The 17393-nt window shown below is 38.8% G+C and carries 15 protein-coding genes and 1 pseudogene; 11 read left to right on the forward strand and 5 right to left on the reverse strand.

Annotation, left to right across the window (positions count from 1 at the left end):
- The first annotated feature begins 57 nt into the window (after positions 1 to 57).
- The 9 genes and pseudogenes from J4Q03_RS05095 (at position 58) to nhaA (ending at position 12040) form a co-directional block, all read left to right on the forward strand.
- On the forward strand, positions 58 to 522 hold the full coding sequence (locus tag J4Q03_RS05095; protein WP_426047126.1) for a GNAT family N-acetyltransferase: 465 nt from the start codon (positions 58 to 60) through the stop codon (positions 520 to 522).
- A complete protein-coding gene (locus J4Q03_RS05100; RefSeq protein ID WP_426047127.1) occupies positions 519 to 713 on the forward strand; it encodes a hypothetical protein in 195 nt (64 codons plus the stop codon). The genes J4Q03_RS05095 and J4Q03_RS05100 overlap by 4 nt, the downstream gene beginning before the upstream one ends.
- On the forward strand, positions 706 to 3402 hold the full coding sequence (locus J4Q03_RS05105) for an ATP-binding protein (RefSeq protein WP_426047223.1): 2697 nt from the start codon (positions 706 to 708) through the stop codon (positions 3400 to 3402). The genes J4Q03_RS05100 and J4Q03_RS05105 overlap by 8 nt, the downstream gene beginning before the upstream one ends.
- A gap of 6 nt (positions 3403 to 3408) precedes the next feature.
- Positions 3409 to 3771 (forward strand): response regulator transcription factor, encoded by a 363-nt coding sequence (locus tag J4Q03_RS05110; protein WP_426047128.1) that lies wholly within the window; start codon positions 3409 to 3411, stop codon positions 3769 to 3771.
- A gap of 267 nt (positions 3772 to 4038) precedes the next feature.
- Entirely contained in the window at positions 4039 to 5925 is a 1887-nt protein-coding gene (locus tag J4Q03_RS05115; protein WP_426047129.1) for an AMP-binding protein, read from the forward strand.
- Between the two features lie 57 nt (positions 5926 to 5982).
- Positions 5983 to 7893: pseudogene (acs, locus tag J4Q03_RS05120) on the forward strand (acetate--CoA ligase); the annotation flags it as partial.
- Between the two features lie 277 nt (positions 7894 to 8170).
- The gene (locus tag J4Q03_RS05125) at positions 8171 to 8536 is read left to right on the forward strand and encodes a hypothetical protein (protein WP_426047130.1); all 366 of its coding nucleotides are present in this window, start codon (positions 8171 to 8173) and stop codon (positions 8534 to 8536) included.
- 112 nt (positions 8537 to 8648) lie between these two features.
- The gene (locus tag J4Q03_RS05130) at positions 8649 to 10859 is read left to right on the forward strand and encodes a RelA/SpoT family protein (protein ID WP_426047131.1); all 2211 of its coding nucleotides are present in this window, start codon (positions 8649 to 8651) and stop codon (positions 10857 to 10859) included.
- Positions 10860 to 10861: 2 nt separating this feature from the next.
- Positions 10862 to 12040, forward strand: coding sequence for a Na+/H+ antiporter NhaA (nhaA, locus tag J4Q03_RS05135; protein ID WP_426047132.1), 1179 nt, complete (start codon positions 10862 to 10864; stop codon positions 12038 to 12040).
- Here nhaA and J4Q03_RS05140 read toward each other — a convergent pair.
- Together J4Q03_RS05140 and J4Q03_RS05145 are read right to left on the reverse strand one after the other, a co-directional pair.
- On the reverse strand, positions 12037 to 13047 hold the full coding sequence (locus J4Q03_RS05140) for a YihY/virulence factor BrkB family protein (protein WP_426047133.1): 1011 nt from the start codon (positions 13045 to 13047) through the stop codon (positions 12037 to 12039). The genes nhaA and J4Q03_RS05140 overlap by 4 nt on opposite strands.
- A gap of 250 nt (positions 13048 to 13297) precedes the next feature.
- Entirely contained in the window at positions 13298 to 13747 is a 450-nt protein-coding gene (locus tag J4Q03_RS05145) for a DUF1569 domain-containing protein (protein WP_426047134.1), read from the reverse strand.
- A gap of 120 nt (positions 13748 to 13867) precedes the next feature.
- Between J4Q03_RS05145 and J4Q03_RS05150 the strand changes: the two genes are divergently transcribed.
- Positions 13868 to 14857 (forward strand): GlxA family transcriptional regulator, encoded by a 990-nt coding sequence (locus tag J4Q03_RS05150; protein WP_426047135.1) that lies wholly within the window; start codon positions 13868 to 13870, stop codon positions 14855 to 14857.
- A 101-nt stretch (positions 14858 to 14958) separates the two neighbouring features.
- Positions 14959 to 15432 (forward strand): 23S rRNA (pseudouridine(1915)-N(3))-methyltransferase RlmH, encoded by a 474-nt coding sequence (locus tag J4Q03_RS05155; protein ID WP_426047136.1) that lies wholly within the window; start codon positions 14959 to 14961, stop codon positions 15430 to 15432.
- Between the two features lie 30 nt (positions 15433 to 15462).
- Here J4Q03_RS05155 and J4Q03_RS05160 read toward each other — a convergent pair whose 3' ends face one another.
- The 3 genes from J4Q03_RS05160 to J4Q03_RS05170 form a co-directional block, all read right to left on the reverse strand.
- Positions 15463 to 15921, reverse strand: a complete 459-nt coding sequence (locus J4Q03_RS05160; protein ID WP_426047137.1) for a tRNA (cytidine(34)-2'-O)-methyltransferase — start codon at positions 15919 to 15921, stop codon at positions 15463 to 15465.
- 93 nt (positions 15922 to 16014) lie between these two features.
- The gene (locus J4Q03_RS05165; RefSeq protein ID WP_426047138.1) at positions 16015 to 16827 is read right to left on the reverse strand and encodes a tetratricopeptide repeat protein; all 813 of its coding nucleotides are present in this window, start codon (positions 16825 to 16827) and stop codon (positions 16015 to 16017) included.
- Positions 16824 to 17390, reverse strand: coding sequence for a phosphatase PAP2 family protein (locus tag J4Q03_RS05170; RefSeq protein ID WP_426047139.1), 567 nt, complete (start codon positions 17388 to 17390; stop codon positions 16824 to 16826). Before J4Q03_RS05170 ends, J4Q03_RS05165 begins: the two co-directional genes overlap by 4 nt.
- Positions 17391 to 17393 lie beyond the last annotated feature (3 nt).

The following is a 17393-nucleotide window of genomic DNA, read 5'->3' on the forward strand; positions in this document are numbered from 1 at the left end:
AATATAGGTTTTCTCATAGATGTGCACTGTTTTTAATACTACCTTAATAAAACAAAAATGAATATCACAATTGAAAGAGTAACACATCCCAATGAAGATAAACGGGTAATTAATCTGATCAGCAAATTAAATGATTCTCTGGTTAGTATTTCCGGCAGTAGTGGAACTAAAAGGGCTAATCTTGATGATTTCACTCAAGAAAACGCCTTATTCATTATTGCTTTAAGAGGTAAAGATGCCGTTGCTTGCGGTGGCTTTCGCCCTCTCCTGCCACAGATATGTGAAGTTAAACGTATGTATTCCCTGGAAAAAGGTAAGGGATTTGGACGGAAAATCCTGTCAGCACTGGAAACTGCTGCAAAAGAATTTAATTACCAGTACATCTACCTTGAAACCCGCAGAAACAACGATAATGCTGTAACATTTTACTTAAAAAACGGATATAGAATAATTGAAAACTATGGGATATATAGAGAGCGCAAAGAAGCTGTCTGCTTTAGTAAAGAATTATCATACCTATGAAAAAAAGACACGAACAAAAACTGATTATCCTGAGCATCGGACTGATGATGGCCTTCAGCATTCCTATTTCACTGCTTTTCAACAGTGAAAAAAATGTTTTTGGCTACCCGATGATTCTGATCTACCTGTTCGTTGTCTGGATGATCTCCATCATTATTTCTTTTATAATCGTAAAAAGGTATGATGAGTAGTTTTGCGTTATTTGCTGTTGTTTTAGTCTACCTCGCCCTTTTGTTCTTCGTTGCCCATCTGGCAGAGAAGAGGAAGAGCAAACGGTGGATCAACAATCCCTACATTTACGCACTGTCTCTGGCAGTGTACTGTACAGCATGGACCTACTACGGAAGCATAGGCGTTGCAGCTACAAGCGGACTGAATTATCTGCCGATCTACATAGGACCGATCATGATTATTCCCGCATGGATTTACATTAATACCAGAATTGTAAGAATTTCCAGAGTCAACAAAATCAGCAGCCTTGCCGATTTTATTTCTTTACGATACGGGAACAGCAGAAGTTTCAGTGCCATCATCACCATTGTCTGCCTGTTGGCCATCGTTCCTTATATAGGACTTCAGATCAAGGCGATCTCCGAAACCTTCCATTTGGTTACCGAAACTTCGATGTCAAATAATATACTAACCGACAATGCGACGTTTGTGGTTGTTTTAATTGCTTTATTTTCATCCTATTACGGAACGAGATATGTAGATGCATCAGAAAAACGTCTGGGAATTATTTCGGCCATTGCCCTGGAAAGTTTTTTAAAGCTTTTCTTTATCATTATCCTGGGTATCTTTGTCATTTATTTCGTCTTCGATGGCTTTTCAGACATTTATGAGAAAGCCAGCAAGTTTAAAGATTTTAAAGAAAAAAATACATTCAACGGGATTGAAGGTGCTATGAACTGGATGGTTTTATGTATGATTTCTGCCACAGCCATCTGTATTCTCCCGAGGCAGTTTCACACGGCAATTATCGAGAACCGGCAGGAAAAGCACATCAGAACAGCGATCTGGTTTTTCCCTTTATACTTATTGATTTTCACCATATTCATCTTCCCGATTTCCTGGGGAGGAAGGCTTATTTTTGATGGACAAAAAGTAAATCCTGAGTTTTACTCTATTCTGATTCCCCAGCATTTTGAAAATACTCTAATTACGGTTTTTGTATTTCTTGGAGGATTGAGTTCATGCATTTCCATGATCATCATTTCAGCTATTACTTTATCCATCATGCTTTCAAATAACCTCATCATTCCTTATGGTTTGCTGGGGAAATTCAAGTCCGACAACGAGGTTCAGAATACAAGAAATATTACGAATATCAGGAAATTCAGCATCTTCGCTCTTATTATTATGGCCTTTGTTTTCTATAAATATTTTATTCTGAAAACATCGCTGGATTCTGTAGGGCTTATCTCATTTGTTGTCATTGCACAGCTTGCCCCTTCATTTTTTGGAGCCATATTCTGGAGAAGAGGAAGCTATAAAGGGGCTGTATCAGGACTACTTGCAGGGCTGGCAATCTGTTATTTCGGACTGATTATTCCGCAGTATTACTTCTCCTACAACCAGGAATTTAAAGGCGTCATCCGGGAAATGTATGATGCATTTACGTTTTTTAATATTCCTTTTCTAAGCAGAATCCCACAGATTTTCTTCTGGTCTATTTTCACCAACACAGCTTTGTTCACCATTATTTCTGTAAGCGTTAAAGGGAATTACCGGGAAAGAAATTTCGCAGAATTATACGTAGACATCGATAAGTATATCCAAAACCATGAGAATGCTTTTATCTGGCGCGGAACTGCTTATATTTCAGATATTAAAAATATTCTGGAAAGATTTTTAGGCAAGAATAAAACAGAACAGGCTTTAAGGATTTTTAATTTAAAATATAACATCGATTCCAGCACTGAAACAGCAGATTCAAGATTCATCAAGTTCTCAGAAAACCTTCTGGCAGGAAGAATTGGTACGGCATCGGCAAAAATTTTAATTGAAGGGGTAACCAAAGAAGATAAAATATCTTTAAAGGAAGTTTTAAACATTTTAGAAGAATCAAAGGAAAATATTATCCTTAATAAAAGACTCACTGAACAGTCAGAAGAATTACAGAAGCTCTCCAATGACCTGAGAATGGCTAACGAAAGCCTGATCATTAAAGACCGTCAGAAAGATGATTTCCTGGATTCTGTAGCCCATGAACTAAGAACTCCGATTACCGCTATCCGTTCTGCAGGAGAAATTTTAGCAGACGATGATGATATTCCGACAGATATCAAGCAGGAGTTTTTAAGCAATATCATCACGGAATCTGACAGATTAAGCGAAATCATCAACGATATTCTCTATCTCGACAAACTGGAACACGACGAAATAGCCTTGAACATTAAAGAAAACAATATCCTTGAAACCTACAAAAAAGCGTTAAACCCTCTACTCCATCTGATACAGCAGAAAAACATTCATTTAAGTGAAGTCAATCTCCTGAATCAAACCGTATTTGAATATGATGAATCAAGAATGATCCAGCTTTTTCAGAATATTCTCGGAAACGCCTTAAAATTCACCGATGACCAGGGAACTATTCAGACCAAACTGGCTGAAAAAGCAGATCAACTGATCATTACCATTTTCAATACAGGACAGCATATTCCTGAAGAGGATCTTGAAATGATCTTCGATAAATTTTATCAGTCAAAGAACCAGAATATTTTAAAACCTACAGGAAGCGGACTCGGACTGGCTATTTCAAAAAAAATTGTCCAGGCACACAGCGGTGTCATAAAAGCAGAAAACAGCGGTCTGGGCGTAACTTTTACGATCAGCATTCCTTACAGCATAACAAAAAATGAAGTTGAACAAAACCAATAACCATCTATGAGAAAGATCATTATTGCCGATGACGAACACAAAATATTAATGTCGCTGGAATACAGCTTTAAGAAAAACGGCTACGACGTTTACATTGCAAGAGACGGAACGGAAGTCCTGGATTTCCTGAAAACAATGGTTCCTGACGTTATTCTTCTGGATATCATGATGCCCAACCTGGACGGATACAGCACTTTGGAAGCCATCAAAGAAGATGAAAGAATGAAAGATACAAAAGTCATTTTTCTGAGTGCAAAAAACAATCCTAAAGATATTGAAAAAGGCTTAAAAATGGGCGCTGATGCTTACGTAACGAAACCTTATTCCATTAAGAAACTGATGCAGCAGATTGAGGAGATGTTTGGGTAGACAGATTCAAGATTCAAGATTCAAGATTCAAGATATCAGACACGAGACTTGAGACTTGAGACCAAAGTAAACAAATAATAATACACAGTCATTGCGAGCAAAGCGAAGCAATCTCTTAATTCTTAAATGATCCTTAATGGTTCAAAACTATAAACCATTAAGATTTTTGTTAAGTTTTTAAGAACATTAAGTTTTAACATTCCTTTTAGGGATTGCTTCGTCGCTTCGCTCCTCGCCATGGCAAAAACACAAAACACAAAAATTAATATGAACACAGATCAGCTGCTTAAACAAAGCATAGAAGACAAAGAAAACTTCTGGAAAGAACAGGCTAAAGAAATTCAGTGGTTTGAATTTCCGGAACAGATTCTTTCCCGAGATAAAAATGAGTATCCACAATGGTATGCTGACGGAAAACTCAATATATGCTACCTGTGCATTGATAAACACATTGAAGACGGTTTTGGAAATCAGACCGCCATTATTTATGATTCTCCTGTTACAGATCAGAAAATCACTTACACTTTCGATCAGGCTAAAGAAGAAATATCAAAATTCGCAGGGGGTCTCATTTCATTAGGTTTAAAAAAAGGCGATACAGCCGTTATTTACATGCCGATGATCCCACAGACTCTCTTTGCGATGCTCGCCTGCGCAAGGATTGGGGTCATCCATAATGTAGTTTTCGGAGGTTTTGCCCCGCATGAGCTGGTGGTAAGAATAGATGACTGTAAACCCAAAGCCTTAATAACCGCTACTGCAGGTATAGAAATAGCAAGAAGAATTCCTTATTTACCGCTCGTGGAAAAAGCCATTGAACTGGCACAGGATAAAGTAGACAACATCATTGTGTACAACAGAAAACTGGTGGACAACCAGCATGAAATGTTCGAAGGACTTATTGATTACGAAGAATTGGTTCAAAAATCAGAGTCCGTAGATTGTATTTCAGTGGAATCTACCCATCCCCTCTACTTGCTTTACACATCAGGCACTACGGGAAAACCAAAAGGAATTGTAAGAGATACCGGAGGCTATGCAACAGCGTTGAAATTTTCCATGACGTACGTGTATGGTGTTGAGCCCGGAGAAACCTTTTGGGCAGCCTCTGATTTCGGGTGGGCAGTTGGGCACAGCTTTAGTGTGTACGGTCCCCTTATCAACCGGAATACAACGATTATCTTTGAAGGGAAACCCATTATGACTCCTGACGCAGGCACCTTCTGGAGAATTATTTCAGAATATAAGGTTTCTGCAATGTTTACAGCTCCTACAGCTATCAGAGCTATCAAAAAAGAAGATCCCCACGGAGAACTCGTCAAAAAATACGATCTGTCTCATTTTAAAAAACAGTTTCTGGCCGGCGAAAGATGTGATGTAGCTACCTTGGACTGGTTTGCAGAACACATCGGAGTTCCCGCTATTGATCACTGGTGGCAGACAGAATCCGGATGGCCGATGCTGGGCTTAATGACCGTTGATGATCAGTATAAAATCAAAAGAGCTGCAGCCGGAAAGCCTATTCCCGGATATGACATTAAGATATTTGATGAGAATGGATATGAACTCGACGCTCACCAGGAAGGTTACTTAATCATCAAGCTTCCTCTTCCACCGGGTGCTTTACTGGGAATATGGAATGACAATGAGCGCTTTCAAAACAGCTATTTATCTCAGTATAACGGCTATTATTTCTCCGGAGACGGTACTATTCAGGACGAGGACGGTTATATTTTCATTACCGGAAGAGTGGATGACGTCATTAATGTGGCCGGGCACAGACTTTCCACCTCAGAAATGGAAGAAATTGTTTCTTCACACCCCGATGTTGCCGAATGTGCTGTAGTAGGAATCGATGATGAGCTGAAAGGACAGGTTCCGTTCGCTACTGTTGTTTTGAAAAACGGTTCAGAAATTACAGAAGAAGAAATTGAAAAAGACATTATCCGAATGGTTCGTGAGAAAATCGGGGCTGTAGCTTTTTTAAAGAATGCAATGGTTGTTAAACGTTTACCAAAAACCCGCTCCGGGAAGATTTTAAGGAAACTGATACGGACCTTACTGGATGGAAAAGATTTTCAGGTTCCATCCACGATAGATGATGAGAAAATCATTGAGGAAATCCAGGAAAAAATCAATGAATATAGGGCTTAAGCCATAAATTAAACATATATTTAATATTAATAAAATTCAAATTTCAAAAAACGAAGGGATATGAGAAATTACTTAATTGAAGATCTGCCACATTATTTTGAAGAGTATAAAAAATCTATTAAAAATCCAAAGAAATTCTGGGATAAGATAGCCGACCAAAATTTTGTGTGGTACCAGAGATGGAGCAAGGTGGTTAAGTATGATATGAATGAAGCCAAAATTACATGGTTCAAGAATGCCAAATTAAATATCACTAAAAACTGTATTGACAGGCATCTTGCCGTAAGAGGTGATAAAACCGCTATTATCTGGGAGCCCAACGACCCGAAAGAGGAAGCACAGCATATTTCCTATACTGAACTGTATAACCGTGTTAATAAAACAGCCAATGTTCTACGTGAAATGGGCATTGAAAAAGGAGACCGGGTATGCATCTACCTTCCGATGATTCCCGAACTCGCTGTTACCATGCTTGCCTGTGCCAAATTAGGCGCCGTACATTCCGTTATTTTTGCAGGATTTTCCGCTTCTGCCGTAGCTTCAAGAGTTAATGACTGTAACGCCAAAATGATCATTACTTCAGATGGCAGCTACAGGGGAAACAAAGTTCTGGATCTGAAAAGCATTGTAGACGAGGCATTGGAAAAAACACCAAGTGTAGAGTCTGTTCTGGTCGTGAAAAGAACAAACAACGAAATCAAAATGAAAGAAGGCAGAGATCACTGGATGGCCGATCTGTACGAAAAAGCTTCCGCTGATTTCGTGACCGTCATCATGGATGCCGAAGATCCTCTTTTCATCCTGTATACCTCAGGTTCTACCGGAAAACCGAAAGGAATGCTTCATACTTCCGCCGGGTATATGGTGTATACCGCCTATACGTTTAAAAATGTATTTAATTATAAAGAGAATGATATCTATTGGTGTACAGCAGATATCGGGTGGATTACTGGGCATTCCTATATTTTATACGGACCGCTTCTTAACGGAGCAACCACAGTAATTTTTGAGGGTGTACCTACTTACCCTCAGCCGGACCGTTTCTGGGAAGTCATTGAAAAGCATAAGGTGACCCAATTCTACACTGCTCCTACCGCCATCCGCTCATTAGCCAAAGAAAGTTCAGAATGGGTTGATAAGCATGATTTGAGCACTCTGAAAGTCATCGGTTCCGTAGGTGAACCTATCAATGAAGAAGCATGGCACTGGTTCAATGATCATGTCGGGAAGAAAAAATGTCCGGTTGTTGACACCTGGTGGCAGACGGAAACAGGAGGAATCATGATTTCCCCACTCCCATTCGTCACTCCAACGAAGCCTACCTATGCTACTCTTCCACTTCCGGGAATCCAGCCTGTCCTGATGGATGATAAGCGTAATGAAATCACAGGAAACCAGGTGACAGGAAACCTCTGTATCCGCTTTCCGTGGCCGGGAATCGCAAGAACGATCTGGGGCGATCACCAACGATACAAGGAAACCTATTTCAGCGCTTTTCCCGGAAAATATTTTACGGGGGACGGTGCTTTAAGAGATGAAGTCGGATATTACAGAATTACAGGCCGTGTAGACGATGTGATCATTGTTTCCGGGCACAATTTAGGAACCGCTCCTATTGAAGACAGCATCAATGAACACCCTGCCGTTGCAGAATCTGCAATTGTTGGTTATCCTCATGATATCAAAGGAAATGCTTTATATGGCTTTGTAATCTTAAAAGAAACCGGAGAAGGCCGTGATAAGGAAAACCTTAAAAAGGAGATCAATCAGCTGATTTCGGACCAGATAGGACCTATTGCCAAACTTGATAAAATACAGTTTGTTTCAGGACTGCCTAAAACACGTTCCGGAAAAATTATGCGCAGAATCCTGAGAAAAATAGCGGAAGGAGACTTCAGTAATTTCGGAGATATTTCTACCCTGTTGAATCCTGAAATTGTAGAGGAAATTAAAAATGAAAGGATATAAAACCTTAAAATGATACTTAATGAAACGGACTTCGGTCCGTTTTTTTTACGATCACAGAGATTTAATAACCCTGAAAGAACATTCAAAATTCCAGCCTTCTTCCATCCAAACTTCAGTTTATGTTATTATTAAAATCAAACAGCTGTTCAATAGATGTTTTCAAACATTTTAACATTACATTATAGATAAAACAATAAATAGTAAACTTTAATAAATTAATATTAACAATATTGAAAAATATTTATTATCTTTAAGTACAATTTAAAAACTATTGCTTATGTCAAATATATTAGCTGGATTATTTGCACATCACAGCGATTACAAAAAGCTTGAAGCCGATCTGGAAAATTCAGGATTTGAAAATTCAGATTACATAGTATATCTCCATACCGGCTCTGATACCTCTCAGTATCTGGCGAGTGTTGCGGTAAAAGATAATAACCAAACTGATGGCGCACGAAATATTTTCAGCCAAAATTCAGTACTGAAGACCTATTTATTCGAGAATATGGGTATTGGAGAGGCACATTATGATCACCTTAAACGATTTATTGATGCCAGAAACAGAGCCGAGATCCATAACAGCCCCGATGTGAGAATAAAGGCATCAAGCAGCGGCATGGATTCAGAAGTTAAATTCTGACAGAAAACACAAAACCTAATAACCGGAAATCCGCAGAGCGTTCTGCGGATTTTTTATGGTGGAAAAGTTTAAAAAATTTCGTATTTTCGTTTAATTATAGGCGTTAGCACAAATGAGTTACGATTTAGAACAGGAAAACAAAGAGATCCTTGCCCGGTATAAGGATCTGATTTCGAATACATACAGGACTCTGGATGAGGAAAATAACAAGCTCATCCGGAAGGCATTTGATATTGCATTGGATGCCCATAAAGATCAAAGGAGGAAATCCGGCGAACCCTACATTTATCATCCCATTGCTGTGGCTAAAATTGTAGCCACAGAGATTGGTTTGGGGGCCACTTCTATTGCCTGCGCCCTGCTGCATGACGTGATAGAGGATTCAGACTATACCTATGAAGATCTTAAAAAGATTTTTGGAGAGAAAATCGCCAATATTGTGAACGGGCTCACAAAGATCTCTATAATGAATCACCAGAATATTTCTGTACAGTCTGAAAATTACAGAAAACTGTTATTGACGCTGTCTGAAGATTTCAGGGTTATTCTCATCAAGATTGCTGACCGCCTTCACAATATGCGGACACTGGAAAGCATGGCTCCGGATAAGCAGAAAAAAATCGCTTCGGAAACCGTTTATATCTATGCCCCTATGGCACACCGTCTGGGTCTGTATAATATCAAATCGGAGCTGGAAGATCTTTCCTTGAAATACAACAATCCTGAAGTCTATAACGAGATCACAGAAAAACTTGAACTGGCGAAAGAAAGCCGTGAAAGATATATTGAGGAATTTAAAAAAGAAGCTTCAGAAAGATTAAAAGAAGAAGGTTTGAATTTCACGATCAAAGGCCGTGCGAAAGCTATCTCTTCTATTTACAGGAAAATGCTTAAACAGGGAGTTTCCTTTGAAGAAGTATTCGATAACTATGCAATCAGGATCATTTATAAGTCGGATGCAAAGAACGAAAAGTTTCTGGCCTGGAAGATCTACTCTATTGTAACGGATGTTTACCACAGCAACCCTTCAAGAATGAGGGACTGGATCACACAGCCGCGTTCTACAGGGTACGAAAGTCTCCATTTAACAGTTCTGGGACCGGACAGAAAGTGGATAGAAGTACAGATCCGTTCGGAAAGAATGGACGAGATTGCCGAAAAAGGCGTTGCCGCTCATTACAAATATAAAGAAGGCTACAAACAGAGCTCAGATGACAGGAATTTTGAAAGATGGGTTACTGAAATCCGTGATATTCTTGAGCAGCAGCAAAACCTGTCCACATCCGAACTTTTAGATAATATTAAACTGAATTTATATTCTAAGGAAGTATTTGTTTTTACTCCCAAAGGGGAAATCAAGATCCTTCCAACGAATGCTACAGCTCTGGATTTTGCTTTTGCCGTTCACTCCGACCTCGGAATGAAATGTCTTGGAGCAAAGATCAACGGGAAACTGGTTCCTATTTCTTATGTTCTTCAGAATGGTGACCAGATAGATATTTTATCTTCGCAGAACCAGAAGCCTAAGTCGGACTGGCTGGAGTTTGTCGTGACATCCAAAGCCAAGTCCAAGATCAAAAGCTACCTGAATTCCCAGAAAAACCAGCTGGTGGAAGATGGAAAAGAGATTCTTCAAAGAAAACTCCGCCACGCTAAGATCAACTTTAATGATGAGGAAGTGAACAAACTTCAGAAGTTTTTCAATTTAAAGTCTTCTCAGGAACTGTTCCTTAAATTCCAAAGCAATGAACTGGATGTCAGCAGCCTGAGAAAATATATTGAAAGTAAAAACGTATTTAATAATTTACTTTCAAGATTCAGAAAATCTCCGGCCAAGAATACCCATTTTGAAGAGCCGAAAGAACAGAATCTTGATATGATCGTTTTCGGGAAAGATGAAGAAAAACTGAATTATACCTATGCAAAATGCTGTACCGTAATTCCCGGTGATAAAATTTTTGGATTTATAACCATTTCTGACGGTATCAAGGTTCACAGCGACAACTGCCCGAATGCCATCAACCTGAGGGCACAGTACGATTACCGTGTTATCCCGGCCAAATGGGTGAATGCGGAAAGCTTTAAAAACAGGGTTAAGATCGAAATCGAAGGTCTTGACAGAATGGGAATGATCAACGATATTACAACCGTGATCAGCGGAAGTATGGGAATGGATATGAAGAGTATGTCCATAGAATCCAATAACGGCGTTTTTACAGGCAGCATTAACCTTGAAGTTAAAAACAAAAGTCAGCTTGAAGAAACATTTAAAAAACTTAAAAACATTGACGGAGTTTCAAGAGTGAGACGATTACAATCATAGACATGAATTTATCTTTATATTTTAAAAAATTTTTTAGCAGCAATCAGTCATCCGGAATTATCCTTATTTTCTGTGTGCTGGCCTCGTTATTAATCGCTAATTCGTCTGCAGGTGAAGGTTTTCAGAACTTTCTGGATAAAGAAGTAGGCACTCACCTTTTCCACCTTACCTATCCGGTGAGCATATGGATTAATGACGGACTGATGGCCGTTTTCTTTTTGCTCGTAGGACTCGAGATCAAACGGGAAATGGTGGAAGGCGAACTTTCTTCCTTTAAAAATGCCTCATTGCCTATTTTTGCGGCAGTAGGTGGAATGCTGGTTCCTGCAGCGATCTATACCTTTTTCAATTCCGGAACAGAGTATGGCAGCGGCTGGGGAATTCCTATGGCTACGGATATTGCTTTTTCACTGGCTATTATTTCAATGCTGGGAAAAAAGATTCCCAACTCGATTAAAATATTCCTTGCAGCACTGGCTATTGTGGACGATCTGGGCGCTATCCTGGTAATCGCTATTTTTTATACTGAACAGATTCACTGGACCTATCTCCTGCTTTCATTTGGAACGGCTGCACTATTGTTTCTTTTAAACTTTCTGAAAGTTACCCGTATTATTTTTTATATTATCCCGGGACTATTTTTATGGTATTTCCTGCATCATTCCGGGATCCATGCGACGATAGCCGGAGTTCTGCTTGCTTTTTCCATTCCTACGAATGTATCTGATGTAGAAATTTCTCCTCTTGAAAGGCTGGAACATCAGCTTCATTTCCCGGTGAGCTTTTTGATCATGCCTATATTTGCTTTAACGAATACCAATATTGCTTTTACCAGCGAAATGGTAACGGGAGTAACAAGTACATTAGGTTTGGGAATTATCTGTGGGCTGATATTGGGAAAACTGATCGGAATCAATGTGTTTTCTTTTATCGCTATTAAATTAAAGCTCAGCGAGCTTCCTCAAAACAGTACATGGTTACAAATGGCTGGCGTTGGATTGCTGGCTGGAATAGGCTTTACTATGTCTATATTTATTGCACTACTGTCCTTTAAGGATAATATTCCGATTCAGGATGAAGCTAAATTTGCCATCCTGATCGCTTCTTTCTTAGCGGCAGTTTTAGGATTTGTAATATTAAGTATGAGTTCTAAAAAAGACATGAACGCTGTAGAAAATTAATCTTTTTTCCCTTCCAGCTTTCTTTTGTGGTCTTCATCGCTTTCCAGATTAGGCTCTGTCACCTGTGCGTGATAGTGAGCTGCTTCTCTTTTGATCTCATCAGACAGCAGTTTTTCGATCCTGAGCTTTCTGAGGGCCATATTAAGCTCGTTTCCGAACAGCAGAAGATATACGTTCACATTTACCCAAACCATCAGCAGGATCATACTTCCGATGGACCCGTAAAGCACGTTGTATCTGGCAATATCTTTTACATAGATCGCAAAAATAAAGGTGGTAAGAACAAACAGGACCGTTGTTAAAATAGCTCCCGGCACTGCCTGTCTGAACCTGGCAATCTTTACTGTTCCCAGCCAGTAGAAAAGTGTCAAAAGAATAAAATAAAAGAGCGGAAAAGATACAAATCCGATGATCTTGGAAAGGTTATTCACAAGCCAGGAAATATCGTAAGCAGGAGTAAAAAGTTTCATTACAACCTCTACATAATATACTCCAAAAAGTGACAGGAAGACAATAGTAATAAAGCCTATTGTGATAAAAAAAGAAAGGATAAACTCTTTAACATCAGTAAGCTTTTCATCTGAATTTTCGTTGAATCCGTTGATAAGCGAAAAGGTTCCGTTGGTGGCAAAAACCAATGCCAAAACAATGGTAAGATTACTGATGCCTTTCATATTCGGAATGATGTTGGTTTCAATGTATCCTCTGACATCACCTTCCATATTCGAAGGAAAAACGTTATGCATCAGAACTTCAAAAATATAAAACTGCAGCTTGTCATAATGCGGCATATACGGCAAAACAGAAAGCAGGAAAAGCAGGAAAGGAAATAAACTGATGGTGAAGCTCCAGGAAATGGCTGCCGCCTTTCTTCCGATATTCCCTTTGAAAATTCCGGAAATATAGATCTGGAACATCTGCCAGAGCGATATCCCCAAAACAGGAATATGTATACCGTCAAAAAACTCTTGAATCTTCAAGATAAATCTAGGAACCTTTATACTCATCTATTTGGTGCATTTCCCTTAATAAAAACAGCTGTTTATCTCTTAAGAAGGAAAAAAATTCACTGTTTCAAATAAGTCTTATCTACAAATATAAACATTTTCTTTATCCTGTTATCAACCTAAAATTGATTGGTTTGCATCAATTGTACAGAATAGCTATTCTCCTCTCAACTCAGGAAAGAAATTAGCATTTGAAAAGTAATAGATTGAAAGCTGTCAATCTTTTTAATATAAATTTCAGTACAGGTTTTCAGGCATTAAACTGCCGCAAATGATGATCCATATGTTTGTAAACAAAAACTCCGATCTCTTCTCTTTTCATTTTTCCAAAAAAGTCATGAATAAAATCAGGATTCGAATAGTTTTCATAGGCTGTGATCTGCTCCATCCAGATCTTTTTCTCATTTTCTGTATTGCCTAGGGTTTCTTTTATAACAAAGCTTCCTGCTGGCATGTTTCTTTTGATCGGAGTTTCATCTTTTACAAGACCTTTCAGTGCCATCTTTCCAAACAGCCATCCTAAAAACTCCTGTCTGTAGATCTGGTTATTTTTCCCCAGGATCCAGTCGTTCCATACCGTACAGTGTCTCATCATCTGGAAGAGATTCATTTTTCCCCATTGTGCTGTATTTCTTGGACCAAGGGAACCAATCCTTGTGATCAGCTCTTCTCTTACGTTGGGATCAAAAATTGTTTTCATAATATATCTTTTTGTAAAATTATGATGGTTTATATCAAGTCGTGATACGTAAAAATGACATTCAACAGTGCATTTTGTGCCAGAATTTGCATAATTTTATCATTATATACATTGATACCGATGAAACATATCTCGATTATAATATATGAAGGCGTACTGTCTACAGCCGTATCCAATACCGTTTCTCTTCTGATAAGTGCCAATGAAGCTGCTGTGAGAAAAGGCCTTGCCGTGCCCTTCCTGATAGAACTGATCGGTGTTCAGAACAAAACAGTACAATCTAACCTGCCTCTACAGTTCTGCTGCAGTAGAATGATTTCTGAAAGATTTGACACCGATGTCGTTATTATTCCGCCGATGAGCACTGATCTCGCCCATATTGATTCTCTTTTAGCTGAAAACGTATCCCTCATCCACTGGATCAAAAGAAAATATAATGAGAGAACACAACTGATCAGTCTTTGTACAGGAGCCTATTTCCTGGCAGAATCAGGTTTACTGGATCATATGCCAGCCACTTCACACTGGGGTGCTATGGAGGATCTGCAGAAAAGGTATCCACGCATTGATTTCAAGCCTGATCATGTGGTGACGCACTCGAAAGCAATTATCACCGGTGGTGGCGGTTTTTCCTCTTTAAATGCCATGCTGTATTTTATCGAACAGAACCTAAACAAGAAGATATCCATTGAGTTGAGCAAATTGTATGCACTGGATTACGGACGGACCTCACAAAACATTTTTGCTGTTTTTTCGGGGCAGCGTCTTCATGACGATGATGAAATTCATAAGGCACAGAGCTATATCGAGAAAACATTCAAAACGGATATCTCCGTAGAGCAGATCGCCGGCCAGGTAAATATGAGCAGACGGAATTTTATCCGGAGGTTCAAAAATGCGACCCGGTTAAATCCCATTGAATATATACAGCGTGTGAAAGTGGAAGCTGCCAAAAAAGCACTTGAAACCGGAGAAGCCAATATTGCAGATGTCACCTACAGTATGGGGTACAATGATTTAAAAACATTCAGAACAGTCTTCAAAAAGATCACCGGATTCACACCTGCTGATTACAGGAATAAGTTTAAAGGGCAGGAAGTAAGCAATTAATTGAACGATTTAAAATTAAAGCTGCACCTTAATACTAAGGTTAGCCTTTTCTTTTTTTAGCATTAAAAAATGGTATCTTTGCTCTTTGAAATCCTCTATACATGCGAATCAGCTTACTTTGTATCGGTAAAACAGATGACAAGGAGATCACTTCCCTCATCAGTTATTATCTTACCCGTCTTCCCAAGCACTGGAATTTTGAAATCACTGAAATTCAGGATGTTAAAAATGCAAAAAACCTCTCGCCTGAACTTTTAAAGAAGGAAGAATCTAAGCTTTTTTTAAATTATATTGATAAAAATGATCTTGTTGTACTTCTTGATGAGAAAGGCAGGCAGTTCACCAGCCGTGAATTCTCGCAGAAAATTGATACCTGGATGAATTCTTCGGTAAAAAAGGTTCATATCCTTATCGGAGGTGCCTATGGTTTTGCTGAGGAGATCTACAGCCGGGCCAATGAAAAGATGTCTTTATCAAAAATGACCTTTACCCACCAGATGATCCGTCTTTTTATTGTGGAACAACTTTACCGTGCTGATCAGATCTTACAGGGAAAGCCGTATCATAATGATTAAAATATTCTGTATTTAAGAAAGAATTCTGCTTTATTTAACTTGTAAATTGATCTGCCTTTTGGCTTCACCAATTACAAAAGCAACGGAATTGGCAATATTGAAACTTCGGATCAGTTTTGACATGGGAATTGTCAGATGATTTTCGAACTGCTCTAATACTTCCTTACTCAAACCCACACTTTCCTTACCGAAAACCAGCCAGTCACCATCCTGGAAACTATTTTCCAGGTAAGATTTTTCAGCATGTGAGCTCATTAAAAAAACACGGGACGGATCTGGAATATTTTTTATCCATTCTCCAACATTTTCATATTCAGTAACATCAAGATGCACCCAATAATCTAAACCGGATCTTTTCAGATTCTTATCATTGATTACAAATCCAAACGGATGAACCAGGTGCAGTTTACTTTCCGTACCCACACATAGCCGTCCGATGTTACCCGTATTATTGGGTATTTCAGGTTCTATAAGAACAATGTTTAACATCTATTTTTTTTATTTATGACTTATTTTGTCTGGTACATTTCTTATGGGCGCGGCATTTCATGCCGCGCCCATAAGAAATGTTTTATATAAGATTTATTTTTTCACACATTTAGCATAATAATCTGTTAAAATAGCTTTTTCATAACCCAGGTTTACTGCTTTATCCAGATTTTCACAGGCTTCTTTAGGTTTTGCCGTATCAAATAAAACCAATGCTTTGGTTACATAGGAATGGGAAAATTTCGGATCTATAGAAATGGCTTTATTAACGTCTGCAAGAGCTTCTTTAGGCTTTTTCATTTTGAAATAGACATCTGCCCTGCCGTTATACAACAGCGATTCCGGTTTTTCAGAGATCAGCTGATTATAATCTTTTAAAGCACCGTCCAGGTCACCGTTATTTTTCTTCAGATTGGCCAGTCCAGTTTTGGCAAAAATATTATCCGGAGCAAAAGTGAGGATCTGGTTAAGATCATTCAGGGCAAGATCTTTTTTTCCCTGGCTGTCATAGATCTTGGAACGGGTAAGATAAAATTCAGGATTTTCTGCATCGATTTTAAGACCAGTAGAAATGTACTCCAGTGCTTTGGTCTTATTTCCTTTCTGGCTGTTCAGTGATGCAAGATTGGCATATACAGGAGCCGATAAAGGATTGGCTTTTAAAGCGGATTCATAAGATTTCAAAGCTAATGCAGACTTCCCCAGCCGTCTTTGGGCTGTCCCAAGATTATTGTAATATTCGGACTGAAATTTTTGGATCTGCTCTTTTTCTGCTAATTTGCTGTACTGTTCTTCTGCACATTTGTAATCGGCTTTTTTAAAGCAGTCTTCGGCTTTATTTTTGTCCTGCGCATAGAGACTGAATGAGGAGCATATGAATGCTGTCAGTAATAAAGATTTTTTCATGAAGCTATATTTTGTTTGTTGATGACTTTTTTGGCGAGCACTCCAAATATCACTCCCAATAAAGATCCAACAAACGCCCCCACCAAAATATCTATCGGGAAATGCACTCCTAAATATATCCGGCTGTAAGAAACTACCACAGCCCATACAAATATAGCATATGGAAACCAATTGAGTTTCTTTTTCAATAAAATACTTAAATAAGCTGCCAGGAAGAAGGTATTAGAGGCATGGGCAGAATAAAACCCGTACTGTCCACCACACTTCACGATCCTCATATAATGTTCTAAGCTGGGATCATGACAGGGCCGGAGTCTGGCCACTCCGTATTTGAAAACACTTGCAAGCTGATCAGAAACCGTAGCTCCGAGTGCAATGAATAAAAGGATAAAAATTAAGGATTTCAGCTTATAATTCTTGTATAAAAAGTAAAGAAATATAATGTAAAGCGGTATCCAGATCCATGTACTGGAAATGAGCATCCAAAACTGGTCGAAGGAAGTATCGCCCAAATTATTAAGGTATAGAAAAACCTTTTTATCTTCCTGAATGATTTCTTCCATGAA

This window comes from Chryseobacterium sp. NFX27, assembly GCF_049887855.1.
Classification (GTDB): Bacteria; Bacteroidota; Bacteroidia; order Flavobacteriales; family Weeksellaceae; genus Chryseobacterium.